Source organism: Pseudomonas sp. ATCC PTA-122608 (assembly GCF_001952855.1).
Classification (GTDB): domain Bacteria; phylum Pseudomonadota; class Gammaproteobacteria; order Pseudomonadales; family Pseudomonadaceae; genus Aquipseudomonas.
This window is the reverse complement of the sequence record NZ_LPNO01000005.1, coordinates 97,636-113,613: the sequence shown is the minus strand read 5'-3', so window position 1 is coordinate 113,613 and position 15,978 is coordinate 97,636. Positions and strand designations below refer to the sequence as shown.

At 61.7% G+C, this 15,978-nt stretch carries 15 protein-coding genes; 6 read left to right on the top strand and 9 right to left on the bottom strand.

Going from position 1 to position 15,978, the window contains the following annotated elements; translation table 11 throughout:
• Window positions 1-22 precede the first annotated feature (22 nt).
• A complete protein-coding gene (gene miaB, locus AU074_RS06850) occupies window positions 23-1,351 on the bottom strand; it encodes a tRNA (N6-isopentenyl adenosine(37)-C2)-methylthiotransferase MiaB (RefSeq protein WP_076014076.1) in 1,329 nt (442 codons plus the stop codon).
• Window positions 1,352-1,483: 132 nt separating this feature from the next.
• Here miaB and AU074_RS06845 point away from each other — a divergent pair, with 132 nt between their 5' ends.
• A complete protein-coding gene (locus AU074_RS06845) occupies window positions 1,484-1,810 on the top strand; it encodes a DUF1820 family protein (RefSeq protein WP_003215457.1) in 327 nt (108 codons plus the stop codon).
• A gap of 129 nt (window positions 1,811-1,939) precedes the next feature.
• On the opposite strand, the gene AU074_RS06840 is transcribed toward AU074_RS06845, so the two are convergent.
• The 4 genes from AU074_RS06840 to AU074_RS06825 all read right to left on the bottom strand — a co-directional run bounded on the left by AU074_RS06840 (window position 1,940) and on the right by AU074_RS06825 (window position 5,460).
• Window positions 1,940-2,494, bottom strand: a complete 555-nt coding sequence (locus AU074_RS06840) for a tetratricopeptide repeat protein (RefSeq protein WP_076014075.1) — start codon at window positions 2,492-2,494, stop codon at window positions 1,940-1,942.
• A gap of 225 nt (window positions 2,495-2,719) precedes the next feature.
• Window positions 2,720-4,003, bottom strand: coding sequence for a glutamate-1-semialdehyde 2,1-aminomutase (hemL, locus tag AU074_RS06835; protein ID WP_076014074.1), 1,284 nt, complete (start codon window positions 4,001-4,003; stop codon window positions 2,720-2,722).
• Window positions 4,004-4,020: 17 nt separating this feature from the next.
• Complete coding sequence (gene thiE / locus AU074_RS06830) at window positions 4,021-4,644, bottom strand: thiamine phosphate synthase (protein ID WP_076014073.1); 624 nt, start codon at window positions 4,642-4,644, stop codon at window positions 4,021-4,023.
• An 18-nt stretch (window positions 4,645-4,662) separates the two neighbouring features.
• Window positions 4,663-5,460: a hydroxymethylpyrimidine/phosphomethylpyrimidine kinase gene (locus AU074_RS06825; RefSeq protein ID WP_003215474.1), complete on the bottom strand. Its 798-nt coding sequence runs from the start codon at window positions 5,458-5,460 to the stop codon at window positions 4,663-4,665.
• A gap of 286 nt (window positions 5,461-5,746) precedes the next feature.
• On the opposite strand from AU074_RS06825, the gene AU074_RS06820 reads away from it, so the two are divergent.
• The 4 genes from AU074_RS06820 (at window position 5,747) to AU074_RS06805 (ending at window position 12,250) form a co-directional block, all read left to right on the top strand.
• Window positions 5,747-8,125: a 7TM diverse intracellular signaling domain-containing protein gene (locus tag AU074_RS06820; protein WP_076014072.1), complete on the top strand. Its 2,379-nt coding sequence runs from the start codon at window positions 5,747-5,749 to the stop codon at window positions 8,123-8,125.
• Between the two features lie 88 nt (window positions 8,126-8,213).
• A complete protein-coding gene (locus tag AU074_RS06815) occupies window positions 8,214-9,866 on the top strand; it encodes an acyl-CoA dehydrogenase family protein (RefSeq protein WP_076014071.1) in 1,653 nt (550 codons plus the stop codon).
• Window positions 9,867-10,037: 171 nt separating this feature from the next.
• Window positions 10,038-11,537, top strand: coding sequence for an AMP nucleosidase (gene amn / locus AU074_RS06810; RefSeq protein WP_173860363.1), 1,500 nt, complete (start codon window positions 10,038-10,040; stop codon window positions 11,535-11,537).
• 71 nt (window positions 11,538-11,608) lie between these two features.
• A complete protein-coding gene (locus AU074_RS06805; RefSeq protein WP_076014070.1) occupies window positions 11,609-12,250 on the top strand; it encodes a pseudouridine synthase in 642 nt (213 codons plus the stop codon).
• On the opposite strand, the gene AU074_RS06800 is transcribed toward AU074_RS06805, so the two are convergent.
• Together AU074_RS06800 and AU074_RS06795 are read right to left on the bottom strand one after the other, a co-directional pair.
• The gene (locus tag AU074_RS06800) at window positions 12,245-12,454 is read right to left on the bottom strand and encodes a DUF2788 domain-containing protein (RefSeq protein WP_026077819.1); all 210 of its coding nucleotides are present in this window, start codon (window positions 12,452-12,454) and stop codon (window positions 12,245-12,247) included. The genes AU074_RS06805 and AU074_RS06800 overlap by 6 nt on opposite strands.
• A 186-nt stretch (window positions 12,455-12,640) precedes the next feature.
• The gene (locus AU074_RS06795; protein ID WP_003194418.1) at window positions 12,641-13,120 is read right to left on the bottom strand and encodes an Lrp/AsnC family transcriptional regulator; all 480 of its coding nucleotides are present in this window, start codon (window positions 13,118-13,120) and stop codon (window positions 12,641-12,643) included.
• A gap of 414 nt (window positions 13,121-13,534) precedes the next feature.
• Here AU074_RS06795 and AU074_RS06790 point away from each other — a divergent pair, with 414 nt between their 5' ends.
• Window positions 13,535-14,644, top strand: a complete 1,110-nt coding sequence (locus tag AU074_RS06790; protein ID WP_076014069.1) for a DUF6515 family protein — start codon at window positions 13,535-13,537, stop codon at window positions 14,642-14,644.
• Here the strand turns inward: AU074_RS06790 and AU074_RS06785 are convergent.
• Both AU074_RS06785 and AU074_RS06780 read right to left on the bottom strand, forming a co-directional pair.
• Window positions 14,641-15,534, bottom strand: coding sequence for a cation diffusion facilitator family transporter (locus AU074_RS06785; RefSeq protein ID WP_076014068.1), 894 nt, complete (start codon window positions 15,532-15,534; stop codon window positions 14,641-14,643). The two genes, AU074_RS06790 and AU074_RS06785, sit on opposite strands and share 4 nt — an antisense overlap.
• A 15-nt stretch (window positions 15,535-15,549) precedes the next feature.
• On the bottom strand, window positions 15,550-15,969 hold the full coding sequence (locus AU074_RS06780) for a hypothetical protein (protein ID WP_017476229.1): 420 nt from the start codon (window positions 15,967-15,969) through the stop codon (window positions 15,550-15,552).
• Between the last annotated feature and the right edge of the window lie 9 nt (window positions 15,970-15,978).

Here is a 15,978-nt window from a genome sequence, read left to right as displayed (position 1 = left end):
CTCGCTCCTACAGAAACTTGGTTTATTGGATCAGCGAGCCGCGCAGCGAGTGCGGTTGTGCCGCGTCGATGTGCACGTCGGCGAACTGCCCGATCAGCGTCGGATTATCGCAGCGGAAGTTGACGATCCGGTTGTTCTCGGTCCGGCCCTGCAATTCGCCAGGGTCTTTTTTCGAGTAGTCGGTCACCAGGATGCGCTGGGTCGAGCCCACCATCTGTCGGCTGATCTCGAAGCCTTGTTGGTTGAGGCGATGTTGCAGGGCGTTCAAGCGCTCTTTCTTCAACGCTTCCGGAGTCTCGTCCGCCAGATCCGCCGCCGGGGTGCCCGGGCGCTGGCTGTAGACGAACGAGTAAGAGAAGTCGAACCCGACGTCTTCAATCAGCTTCATGGTCTGCTGAAAGTCTTTCTCGGTTTCACCCGGGAAGCCGACGATAAAGTCCGAGCTGATGCAGATCCCCGGCACCGCCGCACGCAATTTGCGCAGCTTGGATTTGTATTCCAGGGCGGTGTGGTTGCGTTTCATCGCCGAGAGGATGCGGTCCGAGCCTGATTGCACCGGCAAGTGCAGGTGTTTGACCAGCTCCGGCACTTCGGCGTGGGCCTGGATCAGGCTGTCGGAGAACTCCAGCGGGTGCGAGGTGGTGTAGCGAATCCGCTCGATCCCGTCGACGGCCGCCACCACGCGGATCAACTCCGCGAGGTCCGCCAGGCGCCCGTCATGGGTCTGGCCGCGATAGCCGTTGACGTTCTGCCCCAGCAGGGTCACTTCACGCACGCCGTTTTCGGCCAGGTGAATGATTTCTGCCAGCACGTCGTCGAACGGCCGGCTGACCTCTTCACCGCGGGTGTAGGGCACCACGCAGAAAGTGCAGTACTTGCTGCAGCCTTCCATTACCGACACATAAGCGCTCGGGCCGTCGATGCGCGGCTCGGGCAAATGGTCGAATTTTTCGATTTCCGGGAACGAGACGTCGACTTGCGGCAGCTTGGTGATGCGTGCGGCGTCGATCATTTCCGGCAGGCGGTGCAGGGTTTGCGGGCCGAACACTACGTCGACGTACGGTGCGCGGTCGCGAATGGCGGCACCTTCCTGGCTGGCCACGCAACCGCCGACGGCGATCACCATGTCCGGGTTGGCCAGTTTCAGTTCACGCCAGCGGCCCAGTTGCGAGTACACCCTGTCCTGTGCCCGCTCGCGGATCGAGCAGGTATTGAGCAGGATCACGTCGGCATCTTCAGCGCGGGCGGTGACTTCCAGGGCCTGATGTTCACCCAGCAGATCGACCATGCGCGAGCTGTCGTACTCGTTCATCTGGCAACCGTGGGTTTCGATGTAAAGCTTCTTGGCCATGGGGATCGTCAACTGGTGGTAAAGAACCGCGCATTATAGGGGGCATGCCGATAGGTTCCTAGCACTGTGCATCGGACGCCATGCTATAGTTCGCGCCCTCTTTTATATCCCCCGATGTGTTACCCGCCCACCATGACCAAACGTGAAGCTCCAATCTACAAGGTGATTTTCCTTAACCAGGGCCAGGTGTTCGAAATGTACGCCAAGCAGATCTATCAAAGTGATCTGTGGGGCTTCCTGGAAGTGGAAGAGTTCGTCTTTGGCGAGCGCACACAGTTGGTCGTCGACCCGGGCGAGGAAAAACTCAAGGCTCAGTTCGAGGGCGTGGTGCGCAGTTTTGTGCCGATGCATTCGATCGTGCGCATCGATGAAGTCGAGCGCCTGGGCACGCCGAAAATCAGCGAAGCCCGTGGCATGAGCAATGTCATGCCGTTTCCGATGCCGATGCCTGAGAAGTAAGGCTTAAGACCGCGTCGACCCCTTCGCGAGCAAGCCCGCTCCCACTTTCGACCGAGTTCCACCTTTGGAATACAGTCGAAAGTGGGAGCGGGCTTGCTCGCGAAGGCGGCAGTAAAGGCGCTACAGAACTCAGGGCAGTGGCGAAAATGGCGAGCGGCCATCTGCGCTCTGCAGTTCCTGCAGGTAGTTACGGAAAATCTGACCCAACACCTGGGTCGCCACTTCCAGTTCGTCCCGCTGCATGTGCTCGGCCACTTCGTCGGCCGTGTCCAGCGCATCTTCGGCGCCGTTGACCGCCGCCATTTTCAGCACGATATACGCCTGAACGTTATTGGCCGGTACGCCTTCGCCGTGGAAAAACATGGTGCCCAGCTGGAATTGCGCCTGGGCGTGGCCCTGCAACGAGGCTTTCTCGAAGTAGCTCAAAGCCTTGTTGAGGTCGCGTGCGGGATTTTTACTGTCGTAGAAGTACTCGCCCAACTCGTATTGCGCCTGCGCATCCCCGCCATCGGCCTGTTTCTGGCACGCGCTCAGGGCTTCGGCCTGGCTTTCTGGCTGGGTATTGAGGGTGCAACGACCCATCGCTGGGATTAACAACGAGTTGCCGCCTGCCTGGGCAAACGCCAGCAGCGGCTGAAGGAGCAACAGGCAGCCCAGAACCAGGGTGCGGCCGGTGCGTTTCATGGGAATCGACTTACCTCTGACGGGGCGCGGGACCCACGGGGGGATCCAATAAGCGCGCATTATGAAATAAGCAGGCACCTGCTTACAAAGTCTTTACTCGTTTTTCTGCTGCGTGGGCAAGTTATCTGCCGGATTGCAGGTGAATTCTCGAAAAAAGACGGAAATGCCTGTAAGCAAAGTAGCAAATCTGACGCCGCCAGGGGCGACGTCGGATTTTTGAGCCGCTTATTTCAAGGCGGCGAAGGCGCGCTCGGCGGCATCAAGGGTCAGTTTCAGCTCGGCATCACCATGGGCGATCGAGGTGAAGCCGGCTTCAAAGGCGCTCGGGGCGAGGTACACGCCGCCGTCCAGCATCAGGTGGAAGAAGCGCTTGAACAGGTCGGCATCGCTGCCCATCACATCGTCGAAGGTGACGATGTCGTCGGCGCCGCTGAAGTACAGGCCGAACATGCCGCCCGCCTGGGTGGTCACGAACGGAATGCCGGCCGCATCGGCGCGCTGTTGCAGGCCGTCCAGCAGACGAGTGGTGTAGTCGGTCAGTTCGGCGTGGAAGCCCGGGCGGCTGATCAGGCGCAAGGTGGTCAGGCCGGCGGCCATGGCCAGCGGGTTACCCGACAGGGTGCCTGCCTGGTACACCGGGCCCAGCGGCGCGATGTGTTGCATGATTTCGCGCTTGCCGCCGAAGCAGCCCACCGGCATGCCGCCACCGATGATCTTGCCGAAAGTGCTCAGGTCCGGCGTAACGCCGTAGTAAGCCTGGGCGCCGCCGAGGGCCACGCGGAAACCGGTCATCACTTCATCAAAAATCAGTACGACGCCGTGCTTGTCGCACTGTTCGCGCAGGCCCTCCAGGAACCCCGGCGCCGGCGGCACGCAGTTCATATTGCCGGCCACTGGCTCGACGATGATGCACGCCACTTCCTGGCCGACTTCGCTGAGCATCTGCTCGACCGCAGCGATGTCGTTGAACGGCAGGGTCAGGGTGTGTTTGGCAAATGCTGCCGGCACACCGGCGGAGCTCGGTACGCCCTGGGTCAACGCGCCGGAGCCGGCTTTGACCAACAGGCTGTCGGAGTGGCCGTGGTAGCAGCCTTCGAACTTGATAATGCTGTCGCGGCCGGTGAAACCACGGGCCAGGCGAATCGCACTCATGGTGGCTTCGGTGCCGGAGCTGACCATCCGCACCATCTCCATCGACGGCACGATGGAGCACACCAGGTCGGCCATCTCGGTTTCCATGGCGGTGGGTGCGCCATAGGACAAGCCGTGTTGCAGCTGCTGGCGCACCGCGTCCAGTACGTCCGGATGGCTGTGGCCGAGAATCATCGGGCCCCACGAACCCACGTAGTCGACGTAGCGCTTGTCATCTTCGTCGGTGACGTAGGCGCCTTCGGCATGTTTGAAGAACAACGGCGTGCCGCCAACGCTCTTGAACGCTCGCACGGGGGAGTTCACACCGCCGGGGATGTGTTTCTGGGCATTGGCAAACAGGGTTTCGGAACGGGACATGATCGTGTTCTCTGAATTCAAGATTTTAGAAGATCGTTGAAGGCGCGGGCGCGGCGCGTGACTTCCTGGGTGCTGTCGGCACCAAACAGGCCGTGGACCACCGCCAGCAGGTCGGCACCGTGGGCCACCAATGGTTCGGCGTTTTCCAGGGTAATGCCGCCGATCACGCAGATCGGCAGATGCAACCGCGCGCGGGCCTGGGCCAGCAGTTCAACGGTGGCAGCCGGGGCGCCCGGCTTGGTGTTGGAGTTGAAGAAGCGGCCGAAGGCGACGTAACTGGCACCCTCTTTGGCGGCCTGCTCGGCCAGTTCGATCTGGCTGTGGCAGGTGGAACCGATGATGGCTTTGGAACCCAGCAGCGCGCGGGCCGGGGTCAGCGGGCCGTCGGTCTGGCCCAGGTGCACGCCAACGCCGAGGCGCGCGGCCAGTTCGGCGTCATCGTTGATGATCAGTTGCGTCTTGTAGCGCGAGCACAGCTCCCGCAGTTTTTCGGCTTCCCGCAGGCGGCGCGCTTCGTCGCTGCTTTTATCGCGGTATTGCAGCAGGGTCACGCCACCGTCCAACGCCGCTTCGACGTAGGCCAGGAACTTACCGGCCAACAGTTGGCTGTCGGTAATGGCATAAAGGCCACGTAGTTTCATCGGGCAGGCCTCTTGATGTTACGAGCAGAAATCCAGCGGCAGACGACGAGGCACGAATTGCCCCTGGCCGAGTTGTTCAGCGTCACGCAGGGTGCGCCAAGTGTAGTTGAGGGCCGATTGCACCGCGCTGACCAAACCTTCGCCTTGTGCCAGCCGACCGGCCAGTGCGCTGGCCAGGGTGCAGCCGGAACCGTGATAGCTGCCGGGCAGGCGCTGGCAGGTAAAGGTCTGGTGCGTGCCGTCGCGACTGTAGAGGCGGTTGTGCACTTCGTGCTCGTCGCCGTGGCCGCCGGTGATCAGCAAGTGCTTGATGAAAGGCAGCAGTTTCGCGGCGCATTCGTCCGCCGTGCCTTCGGGCAGTTCGGCGAGGATGCGGGCTTCGGGCAGGTTCGGCGTGGCGATCAGCGACAGCGGCAACAGCCGCTCGCGCATGGCGTAGCCCACTTCGTCCTTACCCAGGCTGCCGCCACCGCCGGCGCGCAGCACCGGGTCGCAGACCACCGGCAGATGCGGGTGCGCCTTGAGCAGCTCGACCACGGTGTCGACCATTTCCAGGGAACCGAGCATGCCCAGTTTCACCGCCGCCACTTCGGAATCGCCGAGCACAGCGTTGGCCTGGGCCAGCACCCACTCGCGATCCAGCACGCGGAAATCGCTGACATTGACGGTGTTCTGCACAGTCAGCGCGGTGACGGCCGGGGCCGCATGACAACCCTGGGCGAGCAGGGCTTCGATATCTGCCTGCAAGCCGGCGCCACCACTGGGATCATGGCCGGAGAGACAGAGGACAACGGGGCGAGAGCTGTAGATATTCATGGTGCGCGAGCTTACCACCAAACGCTTTTTGGGTGGCCGTCGGGCGAAGGTTGAATTTTTAGCGGATGAATAGGATGAAATGGCTGTTTGCTATCATCTTTGAAAACAGGTCAAATGCTCTGTAATGCCCGCTCTAGAGCCTTTCAAAAAATTATTTCAATGGTGTCTTTTGGCCTGTAATGGCTATGCTAGAGTGGATCCAAACCAATAACTGTATCGCCGGTTCACGTCTACTCAAAAGGAATGGAGGTTTTTGACATAACCGGACAGGTCACGCTGGGGCTCTATGCGCTATTTGCTGATGTTACTGTTGAGCGGGCTGCCGATGCTGGCGGGCGCAGTCGAGTTCAACGAGTCCACCTCCCGGTTGCCCCTGGGCCAAGTGATGCAAGTCCTTGAAGACCCAAGTGGCGCCCTGACGATTGGCGATATCAGCTCTCCGATCCTCGCCAGTCGCTTCAAAACTCATGACAAAGCCACCCTGAATGCCGGCTATTCGCGCTCGGTGTTCTGGCTCAAGGTCGACCTTCATTACCGTCCGAAAAACCCGGAGGCCTCGCGCAACTGGCTGCTGGAATTGGCCTATCCGCCGCTGAACCAACTGGAGCTGTACCAGCCCGACAGCGTCGGCAATTATCGACTGGTTTCGCGCACCGGCAGCATTCTGCCGTTTTCCAGCCGCGAAATTCGCCAGAGCAACTACCTGTTCAAGCTCGACTTGGCGCCTGACCAGCGGGAAACCCTGTACCTGCGCCTGCAAAGCCAAGGCTCGATCCAGGCGCCGCTGACCCTCTGGTCGACCACCGCGTACCTCGAAGAACAGCCATTGCGCCTCTATGTGCTGGGTGTGATCTACGGCGTGTTGCTGGGCATGCTGATCTACAACCTGTTCATTTACCTGAGCGTGCGCGACACCAGCTACCTCTATTACATCCTCTATATTGCCTCGTTCGGCCTGTATCAGCTGTCGGTCAACGGCGTGGCCGTGCAGTACTTCTGGCCGAATAACCCGTGGTGGGCGAACGCGGCGGTTCCCTTTTTGATCGGGTCGGCGGCGCTGTTCGGCAGCCTGTTTGCCCGCAGCTTCCTGCACACCGCGCTGTACAGCCGCTGGATCAACCGGCTGTTGCTGGCGCTGGCGGTCAGCGGCGCGGCGGTGATGGTGCTGGCCTTGTTCGCCAGTTATGCGCTGGCGCTGCGCCTGGCCACTGCTTTGGCGCTGGTGTTCACGGTGACCATCTTCGTCGCCGCCATCAAGGCCTGGTATTGCGGCCAGCGGATGGCGCGCTACTTCATCATCGCCTGGACCGCGTTCCTGCTGGGCGGTGTGGTGAATACGATGATGGTCCTGGGCTACCTGCCCAATGTGTTCCTCACGATGTACGCCAGCCAGATCGGCTCGGCACTTGAAGTGGCCTTGTTGTCCCTGGCCCTGGCCGACCGGATCAATTCGATGCGCGAACAACAGGCGCAGATCCTGCTGGATGCCAGCCAGAAACTCGAAGTGCTCAACACGCAACTGGCCCACAGCAATCGGCTCAAGGACGAATTCCTCGCCACCTTGACCCACGAGTTGCGCACGCCGATGAACGGCGTGATCGGCTCCCTGGAATTGATGCAGACCGAGCCACTGGAAGGCGACCTGGCGCAGTATCACCAAACCGCCGCTGGCTCGGCCCGCGAGATGATGCGCATGGTCAACGGCATCCTCACCCTTACCGAATTGCAGGCCGGGCGCCTCAGCCCGCAACCCCAGGTGTTCAGCCTGCGCGGGTTGCTCGACACCTTGCGCCAACAGTTCGCAGCTAGCGCCCAGAGCAAGGGCCTGGAGTTTTCGATTGATCTGGCAGATGAGTTACCGGACCGCGTCAATGGCGATCCCGGCAAGTTGGCGCAATGCCTGGATTGCCTGTTGGACAACGCGTTCAAATTTACCCACGAAGGCTCGGTACGGGTGCGGGTGGTCGGCGTGCCCCAGGCTGACGGGACGCTGCGCCTGACCTTTATTGTCACCGACACCGGCATCGGGTTCGCCTACCTCGATGAGGCGACCCTGTATCAGCGCTTCTTCCAGCTCGATGGTTCGACCACTCGCCGATACGGCGGCATGGGCATTGGCCTGGCAATCTGCCGGCAATTGATCGAGTTGCTCGGAGGCCGCCTCACCCATAATTCCGAGCCGCGGCGCGGCAGTCGCTTCCAGCTGGAGCTTGCCGTCAGTCCGGTCCAGCCCGAACCTGCGCCTGTGCGCCGAGTGCCGCAGGCACAACGTACGCCTCAGGAGTGCACGGTGTTGCTGGTGGACGACAACAGCGTCGCGCAATTGGTGGTGCGCGGCATGTTGCTCAAGCTCGGTTACCGCGTGAAAACCGTCGATAACGGGCCGGCTGCCCTGGCGCTGTTGCAGAGTGACACCTTTGATGCGGTGCTACTGGATGTGCCGGAAGGCGGGTTCTCGCTGTGTTGCCAGATCCGTGCATTGCCCGGCTGTGCCGAGTTGCCGGTGATCGCCTTGAGCACCTCCTTGCAAGCCCCGGAGCGTGAGAGCTGCCATGGGGTGGGTGTCACCGACCGAGTGACCAAGCCAGTACGTTTTGAGGCCTTGCAGTTGGTGCTGCAGCTGCGGTTGTTGCATATGGTTGAGGGTGAAAGCGCCGCCACTTAGGCGCTTATGCCACTTTTTTAACCCGGTTGACGGTGCTTAACTGAAATTCAGGCCTCAATGAACGTGGCCTTTTTTCAGGAGGCCCGTCATGAACCTGCACCCGTTTGCCGAAACCCACGACGTCACCAACCAGCCACCGTCCCTGGACGGCACCAACCTGTACCGTATCGATTTGCCCCTGCAAGAATGGTCCCGGCGCTTTGGTGCCGGCTGGGCCGAGCAGCGTATCGATACCTACGGTGCCTTGGCAGGCGGGCCGCTGATGGAGGCCGGTTTCCTGGCCAACCAGAACAAGCCGGTGTTCAACAGCCACGACCGTTTTGGTCATCGTATCGACCTGGTTGAATTTCATCCGGCCTACCACGAACTGATGCGCACCGCCGTCGAGCATGGCCTGCCTTCGTTGCCGTGGGCCCATCCGCAATCCGGTGCCCATGTGGCCCGCGCGGCGATGACCTACCTGCACAGCCAGGCCGAGGCCGGCACCGGCTGCCCGCTGACCATGACCTTCGCCTGCGTGCCGGCCCTGCGTTTGCAGCCGGACCTGGCTGAAACCTGGCTGCCGAAAATCCTCGCCACTGAATACGACCCGCGCAACGTCGGCATCGCCCACAAGGCCGGCGCCACTATCGGCATGGCAATGACCGAGAAACAGGGCGGCACCGACGTGCGCGCCAACACCACCCGTGCTTACCCCGTGGGCGCCGGTGGCCCGGGCCAGGCGTATGAGCTGGTGGGGCACAAGTGGTTCTGCTCGGCACCGATGTGCGATGGCTTCCTGACCCTGGCCCAGACCGACAAGGGCCTGACCTGTTTTCTGCTGCCCCGGCACCGCCCGGATGACACCCGCAACGAGTTCTACATCCAGCGTCTGAAAAACAAACTCGGCAACTGCTCCAACGCCTCCAGCGAAGTGGAGTTTCGCGGGGCGCTGGCCTGGATGATCGGCGAGGAAGGGCGCGGTGTGCCGACCATTATCGAAATGGTGGCCATGACCCGTTTCGATTGCATGGTCGGCTCCAGTGCCTTGATGCGCCAGGCACTGACCCAGGCCAGCCATCATTGCGCCCATCGACTGGTGGGCGGCCGGGTGCTCAGCGAGCAACCACTGATGCAAAACGTGTTGGCCGACCTGGCCCTGGAAAGCGAGGCATCCCTGGCCTTGAGCATGCGCATGGGCCGCGCGCTGGACCATCTGGATAACGAGCAGGAAGCCAAATTCGCCCGGCTGGTGACGGCGGTGGGCAAGTATTGGATCTGCAAACGCGCCCCGGCGATGATCAACGAAGCCGCCGAATGCATGGGCGGGGCCGGGTATGTGGAGGACAGCATCCTGCCGCGTTTGTACCGTGAGGCGCCGGTTAATTCCACGTGGGAAGGTTCCGGCAATGTGCAGTGCCTGGATGTGCTGCGGGCCTTGTCGAAAGAACCGGGCGTGCTGGAAGCGTTGTTTGTCGAGCTGGGGGATGGTCATGGCCATAAACACTTGGCGCGGCAGATCGAGCAGTTGAAGTCAGCGTTCATGGACACCCAGGACATTCAGTACCGGGCCCGGCAACTCACGGAAGACATCGCGGTGGCGTTACAGGCCAAGCTGTTGCTGGAGGCGGGTAATGCCAGTGTGAGTGATGGTTTTGTCGCCAGCCGCCTGGGTGAGTCGTCAGGCCGGGTCTATGGCACCTTGCCGCGCGGTGTGGATGTGGAGGCCATCGTCGCCCGGTCGACACCTCTGTTTTCCTGAACAAACACGGTCAAAATGTGGGAGCGGGCTTGCTCGCGAAGGCGGAGTGTCAGTCAATGTAGATGTCGACTGATTCACCGCCTTCGCGAGCAAGTCGAATCGTCGCACCGCCGCTCCCACATTGATCGCATTCCAATTCCGGTGTTCCAGTGCGCCAGGGATACAGGCAAGATGAACGCCTGCAAGTCAGAACACAGGATGCTTACCGTGACCGAAGCTTTTGTTGTCGTTCAAACCGCCGAAGAAGCCGTGGATCGGCTGGCGGCTCTCCATGAGCGTGCCACTGGCGCGCTCAATCAAGCCCTCAAGCGCTACCTCAAAGACCGCGTCGAGCCCGACGCCGAACAACGCGCGATGTTTCGCTACCCGGAACTTCGCCTGACCTACCTGGTGCAGGGCGAAGTCCCACAAACCACCCGGGCGTATGCCAAGGTCCAGTTGCCGGGGACCTACAGCGTCACCGTCACCCATCCTTCAGCCTTTCGCAAATACTTGCTGGAGCAACTGGTGCCGTTGATGCACGACTTCACCGTGACGGTGGAAGTGGGCGTCAGCCAGCAGAACATTCCTTACCCGTACGTGGTGGAGCAGGGCGACGAGCTCGCCGGCTCCGGCGTGACCGCCGCCACGCTGGCGCGGGTGTTCCCGAGTACTGACCTGTCCGCCGCCACCGATGGCATTGCCGACGGTCTCTATGATTGGGAAAACACCGATCCGCTGCCATTGGCGCTGTTCGATGCCGCCCGTGTCGATTTCTCCCTGCGCCGCCTGGTGCACTACACCGGCAGCGACTGGCGCCATGTGCAGCCGTGGATTTTGCTGACCAACTACCACCGTTACGTTGACCAGTTCATCGTGCATGGCCTGGAACAGTTGCGCAGTGACCCACGCTTTATCCGCATGGTGCTGCCGGGCAACGTGATCATCGACAAGAGCATGGACCACGGCGAAGCGTCTGCCATCGCCGCGGGCGTGGTCTGGCACCGCTACCAGATGCCGGCCTACCACTTGCAGGCCAGCGATGGCCACGGTGTGACCCTGGTGAACATCGGTGTTGGCCCTTCCAACGCCAAGAACATCACCGATCACCTGGCCGTACTGCGCCCGCATTGCTGGCTGATGATTGGCCACTGCGGCGGCCTGCGCCAGTCCCAGACCATCGGCGACTACGTGCTGGCTCACGCCTATATGCGCCGCGACGGGATTCTCGACCGGGTTGTGCCGCCGAACATCCCGATCCCGGCCCTGGCCGAAGTGCAGATGGCCTTGCAGCAAGCCGCCGCCAACGTCACCGGCGAGAAGGGCGAGGAGCTGAAAAAGCGCCTGCGCACTGGCACCGTGTTGACCTACGACGACCGCAACTGGGAGCTGCGTTGGGCCCAGGAGCGACCGCTGATCAACCTGTCCCGTGCCGTGGCCGTGGACATGGAAAGCGGCACCATCGCTGCCCAGGGCTACCGCCTGCGGGTGCCTTATGGCACGTTGCTGTGTGTGTCGGACAAACCGCTGCACAGCGAGATCAAGCTGCCGGGTTCGGCCAACGCGTTCTATGAGCGTGCGGTCAGCCAGCACTTGAAGATCGGCATCGAGGCGGTGGATCTGTTGCGCACCGAACTCAACTCGCTGCACTCGCGCAAACTGCGCAGCTTCGACGAGCCGCCGTTCCGCTAAACGGTTGGGATGGTTATTTAACGGTCAGGCCACTAGCATTGTCGGTCCTGACCGTTAGATGTTCCTTTGCCATGTCCCGTCCTGCCCGTCCCGTTTCCCGCCGCCCTGGTGTGAAAAGTCCGCAAACTTCGTCGGCCCCGCGTCGTGTCGCCAAAGCGCCACCGGCTGAGCCCAAGTTGATCCTGTTCAATAAACCCTTCGATGTGCTGACCCAGTTCAGCGACGAAGGCGGGCGGGCGACCCTCAAGGATTTCATCGACATCCCCGGCATTTACCCGGCCGGACGCCTGGACCGTGACAGTGAAGGTTTGTTGCTGCTGACCAACGACGGCCAATTGCAAGCGCGCATCGCAGACCCCAAGCACAAGCTGGCGAAAACCTACTGGGTGCAGGTGGAAGGCGAGCCGACCGAGGAGCAGCTGCAACGCCTGCGCGATGGTGTGCAACTCAACGATGGCATGACCCTGCCCGCCGAGGCCCGGCAACTGGACGAGCCGCAACTGTGGCCGCGCAACCCGCCGGTGCGGTTTCGCAAAAGCGTGCCGACCTATTGGCTGGAGTTGGTTATTCGAGAAGGGCGTAACCGCCAGGTGCGGCGCATGACGGCCGCCGTAGGGTTGCCGACATTGCGTCTGGTGCGGGTGCGGATTGGTGACTGGTCGATCGACGGCCTGGATCAAGGCCAGTGGAAGGAAGTGCCGGCGCGCTTATAAGGCGCCGGACTCGATCAGGCCGATCACCACGCTCTTGATGATAAACGCGGCGACGCCCAAGCCCAGCACGAAGAACAGGATCATCGAGCCAAAACGCCCGGCCTTGGATTTCTTCGCCAGGTCCCAGACGATAAAGCCCATGAAAATGATCAGGATGCTGACCAGGCCGGTCATCATCCATTCTTCAAACACGGCGGGATCAATCGAGTTCATTGGGTGGTTTCCGGCTGAGGCAGGCGTCGATTATACGCCAGGGCAATCGGCGCGACATTGACCTGCGTCGGTCTGTGGGAGCTGGCTTGCCTGCGATTGCATCACCTCGGTGTCTCTGCAAGACCGAGTCGTTTGCATCGCAGGCAAGCCAGCTCCCACATTTGTTCCGCGCTAGCCTTAGGTGCGCAAATGGGTCAGCGGCAACTCGGTGCTGTTGAGCACCTGGTTCAGCACAAAGCTTGAGCGCACGCTGGTGACGCCTTCGATGCGGGTCAGGTGCCCCAGCAGCAGTTTCTGGTAGTGGTCCATGTCTGGCACCACCACCTTCAGTTGGTAGTCAGCGTCCATCCCGGTCACCAAACTGCACTCCAGCACTTGCGGCAAGGTGCGGATGGCGGCTTCGAAGTTCTCGAAACGCTCGGGTGTGTGTCGGTCCATGCCGATCAGTACGTAGGCCGTGAGACTCAGGCCGAGCATCTTGCGGTCGAGCAGGGCGACCTGGCGGGCGATGTAGCCGTCGTCCTCCAATTGCTTGACCCGGCGTGAGCACGGCGAAGGCGACAGGCCGATGCGCTCGGCCAACTCCTGGTTGGAGATCCTCGCGTCGCGCTGTAATTCCGCCAAAATACTCAGGTCGTATCGGTCAAGCTTGCTCATGGGGCTGGCCTTTGTCGTAACTATTGCGGCGAATTATCTATCCAGGGTTAAAAATTGCGCAAGCACTGTTTATTGACGCAATCTTCGCAATCCTCTGTCCGGGCCTGGAGCGTAAAGTTATCAACAGAATCACCGCCCGGACATACAGTCCACTGCAGCCCGCTCATACCGCCGGCTGCGGCCGCCAACCCCACAGGGTTGCCCCGGCCCCCGGGCTGCACACTGTCCACAAGACGGCGTGAGGTGAGCCAACGTCAAAAGCGTTGAGCCAGGACGAAGTTCTCAAGGGGCGACCGACGGGTCGCCCCTTTTTATTGCCTGCGAAAATACTTCTCGTGACTGATAACCTGTCGCAGAACCGGGCCCCGGTTTTCCAGTCTTACGAGTAGGCCCTAATCCGCAGTGAGGAATAGCATGAAGCGCATCTGGCGTTTGGCAGGTGTTGGTTTGCTGATGGTAACCGTTGGTGCGCAAGTGATGGCCGACGAACAGCCTCGCTCCGAAGGCGGTGGCCAGCGTGAGGAAGGGCGCCCGGGCAATAACCAGCCGCGGCCGCAGAACAACCAGCCTCGACCGCAAAATAATCAACCGCGTCCTGAAGCCCCTCGTCCCGAGAACAATCAGCCGCGTCCGCAGAATCAGCATTTCGAAAATAATCAGCCACGGCCGCAGAACGAGCATTTCGAGCGGCCCAATGGTGGTGGCCAGTGGCAAGGTCGCCCGCAAGGCAATCAGCAACAACCTCCGCACCAGGCGCCCCAGCCGGCTAATAATCTGCCGATCCAGGGCCGCCCGGATACCGTGCGCCAGACCCAGGAACCGCGTCCCGGCAACTACCAGGACATTCCGCGTCGCAACGATGGTAATCAGCACTGGCAGGCAGGCAATGGCGGCCAGGGTGGCCCCGGCCGGCCCGGCTTCAATGGCGGTGGCAATAACCACCCCAACGATCATCGCTGGCCGGGCCGTCCCGACGGGCACGGTAATGGCTGGGGCCCCGGCCCGCAGTACCGTCCCGGTTACACCGTCGACCGTTTCCCCGACCGCAACTACCGCGTGCCGTATCGTGGCCAGGACTACTTCTTCTCGGGTGGCTACTGGTATCGCCCACAAGGCCCGCGCTATGTCGTAGTGGCGCCGCCATACGGGATTCGCGTGCAATACCTGCCGGATTACGCACGGGAAGTGTGGGTGGGCAGCGCACTGTTTTTCCTTGCCGCCGGTGCTTATTACACCTACGAAGAAAGCAGCCAGCAGTACGTGGTGGTGCAGCCACCACCCGCCGCGCCAGCGCCGCAGCCAACGCCCCAAGGCAACGGGTATGACGTGGTGGCTTACCCGGCCAACGGCCAATCACCGGCGCAGGTCCAGCAGGACGGTTACGACTGCTATCGCTGGGCGGTGCAACAAAGTGGTTTTGACCCAAGGACCGTCACCTACGCCCCAGACCCGGCCGTGGTGCAAACCTACCGCCAGGCCCAAGGCAACTGCCTGAGCAGTCGCGGCTATCAGGTGCAGTACTAGGCCTTCGCGCCCTTGACCACTTCCTGCGGGTCGGCGTGCACTAGCACTTCAGCTCGCGGGTAGGCTTTGTGGATGGCATCGGCGGCTTGATCGCTGATGCCGTGGGCCACGGATAAACTCAACTCCCCCGGTAACTCCAGGTGCAGCTGCACGAACCAGTGGCTGCCGGAAATCCGCGTGCGCAAGTCATGCGCCCCCAATACACCGGGCACGCTGCACGCCAGTTCCAGCATGTGCTGGCTGACATCCGGCGGCAGTTCCTCGTCCATCAGCACCGAAAAACTTTCCCGGGCGATCTGGATGGCGCTCCACAAGATGTAGGCCGCGATGCCCAGGCCGAACCAGGCGTCCACCTGATGAAAGCCGAACGCCGCCAGCACCAGCGCCACCAGGATGCTGCCGTTGAGCATCAAGTCTGAGCGATAGTGCAGCGAGTCGGCGCGAATGGCGTTCGAGCCGGTTTCGCGGATCACCCGGTATTGCAGGATCAGCAGCGCTGCGGTCAGCGCCAGGGACAGAACGATCACGCCAATGCTCAGCCATGGCGCGCCCACCGGTTCCGGATGCTGCAAACGCTGGAACGCCTGGAACGCGATCAACACCGCACTGCCAGCGATGAACAGCGCCTGGGCCATGCCCGACAGAGATTCTGCCTTGCCATGGCCATAACGGTGATCGTCGTCCGCCGGGCGCAACGCGTAGTGCACGGCCAGCAAATTCAGCAGCGAGGTGACGCCGTCGAGCAGCGAGTCGGTCAGCCCGGCGAGCATGCTCACCGAGCCACTGAGCCACCAGGCGATGGCCTTGGTCACAATCAGCACACAGGCCACGCCGACGGACGCGCGGGTGGCCAGGCGCAACAGCCGGGCGTGTTCGGGACTGGTGGTCATGGGGCGAGTCAGTCCTTAAGCGGCGGGTTGCAGGCCCAGGGTGGCGAGCTGTTGAACGCTGCCCTTGAACTGGATCATGCGCGGGTCGTCCAGCGGCAGGTTATGGCCAGTTTCTTTCTGGATAATGGTTTGCAGCTTGGCGTTGTCGACCTTGCCGTCGGCGCCGATGGCTTGCTGGAGTTTTTCCGGGGCCACCTGGGCGGTTTTGCCCGGTTCGAAATAAATCGCGCCGGTGGCGAAGTCGACACCAAAGGCGATCAGGCCCGGGATCACGTAGAACAGCAGGCCGACCGCATCGAGCACGGCAATCGCCGGGTCGATCTTGCCGTCGATCTGGCCACGGCGGTCGGGGTAGAAAATCGAACCGCACGCCGTCAACTGGCTCAGCAGGGTGACGGCCAGAACACCGCCGATGACACGGGAAGCAACACGCATGGGACTCTC

Excerpts from the sequence above, each read along its gene's own strand:
- miaB (WP_076014076.1), bottom strand. The coding sequence starts at position 1,351 with ATGGCCAAGAAGCTTTACATCGAAACCCACGGTTGCCAGATGAACGAG.
- AU074_RS06845 (WP_003215457.1), top strand. The coding sequence starts at position 1,484 with ATGACCAAACGTGAAGCTCCAATCTACAAGGTGATTTTCCTTAACCAG.
- AU074_RS06840 (WP_076014075.1), bottom strand. The coding sequence starts at position 2,494 with ATGAAACGCACCGGCCGCACCCTGGTTCTGGGCTGCCTGTTGCTCCTT.
- hemL (WP_076014074.1), bottom strand. The coding sequence starts at position 4,003 with ATGTCCCGTTCCGAAACCCTGTTTGCCAATGCCCAGAAACACATCCCC.
- thiE (WP_076014073.1), bottom strand. The coding sequence starts at position 4,644 with ATGAAACTACGTGGCCTTTATGCCATTACCGACAGCCAACTGTTGGCC.
- AU074_RS06825 (WP_003215474.1), bottom strand. The coding sequence starts at position 5,460 with ATGAATATCTACAGCTCTCGCCCCGTTGTCCTCTGTCTCTCCGGCCAT.
- AU074_RS06820 (WP_076014072.1), top strand. The coding sequence starts at position 5,747 with ATGCGCTATTTGCTGATGTTACTGTTGAGCGGGCTGCCGATGCTGGCG.
- AU074_RS06815 (WP_076014071.1), top strand. The coding sequence starts at position 8,214 with ATGAACCTGCACCCGTTTGCCGAAACCCACGACGTCACCAACCAGCCA.
- amn (WP_173860363.1), top strand. The coding sequence starts at position 10,038 with ATGAACGCCTGCAAGTCAGAACACAGGATGCTTACCGTGACCGAAGCT.
- AU074_RS06805 (WP_076014070.1), top strand. The coding sequence starts at position 11,609 with ATGTCCCGTCCTGCCCGTCCCGTTTCCCGCCGCCCTGGTGTGAAAAGT.
- AU074_RS06795 (WP_003194418.1), bottom strand. The coding sequence starts at position 13,120 with ATGAGCAAGCTTGACCGATACGACCTGAGTATTTTGGCGGAATTACAG.
- AU074_RS06790 (WP_076014069.1), top strand. The coding sequence starts at position 13,535 with ATGAAGCGCATCTGGCGTTTGGCAGGTGTTGGTTTGCTGATGGTAACC.
- AU074_RS06785 (WP_076014068.1), bottom strand. The coding sequence starts at position 15,534 with ATGACCACCAGTCCCGAACACGCCCGGCTGTTGCGCCTGGCCACCCGC.
- AU074_RS06780 (WP_017476229.1), bottom strand. The coding sequence starts at position 15,969 with ATGCGTGTTGCTTCCCGTGTCATCGGCGGTGTTCTGGCCGTCACCCTG.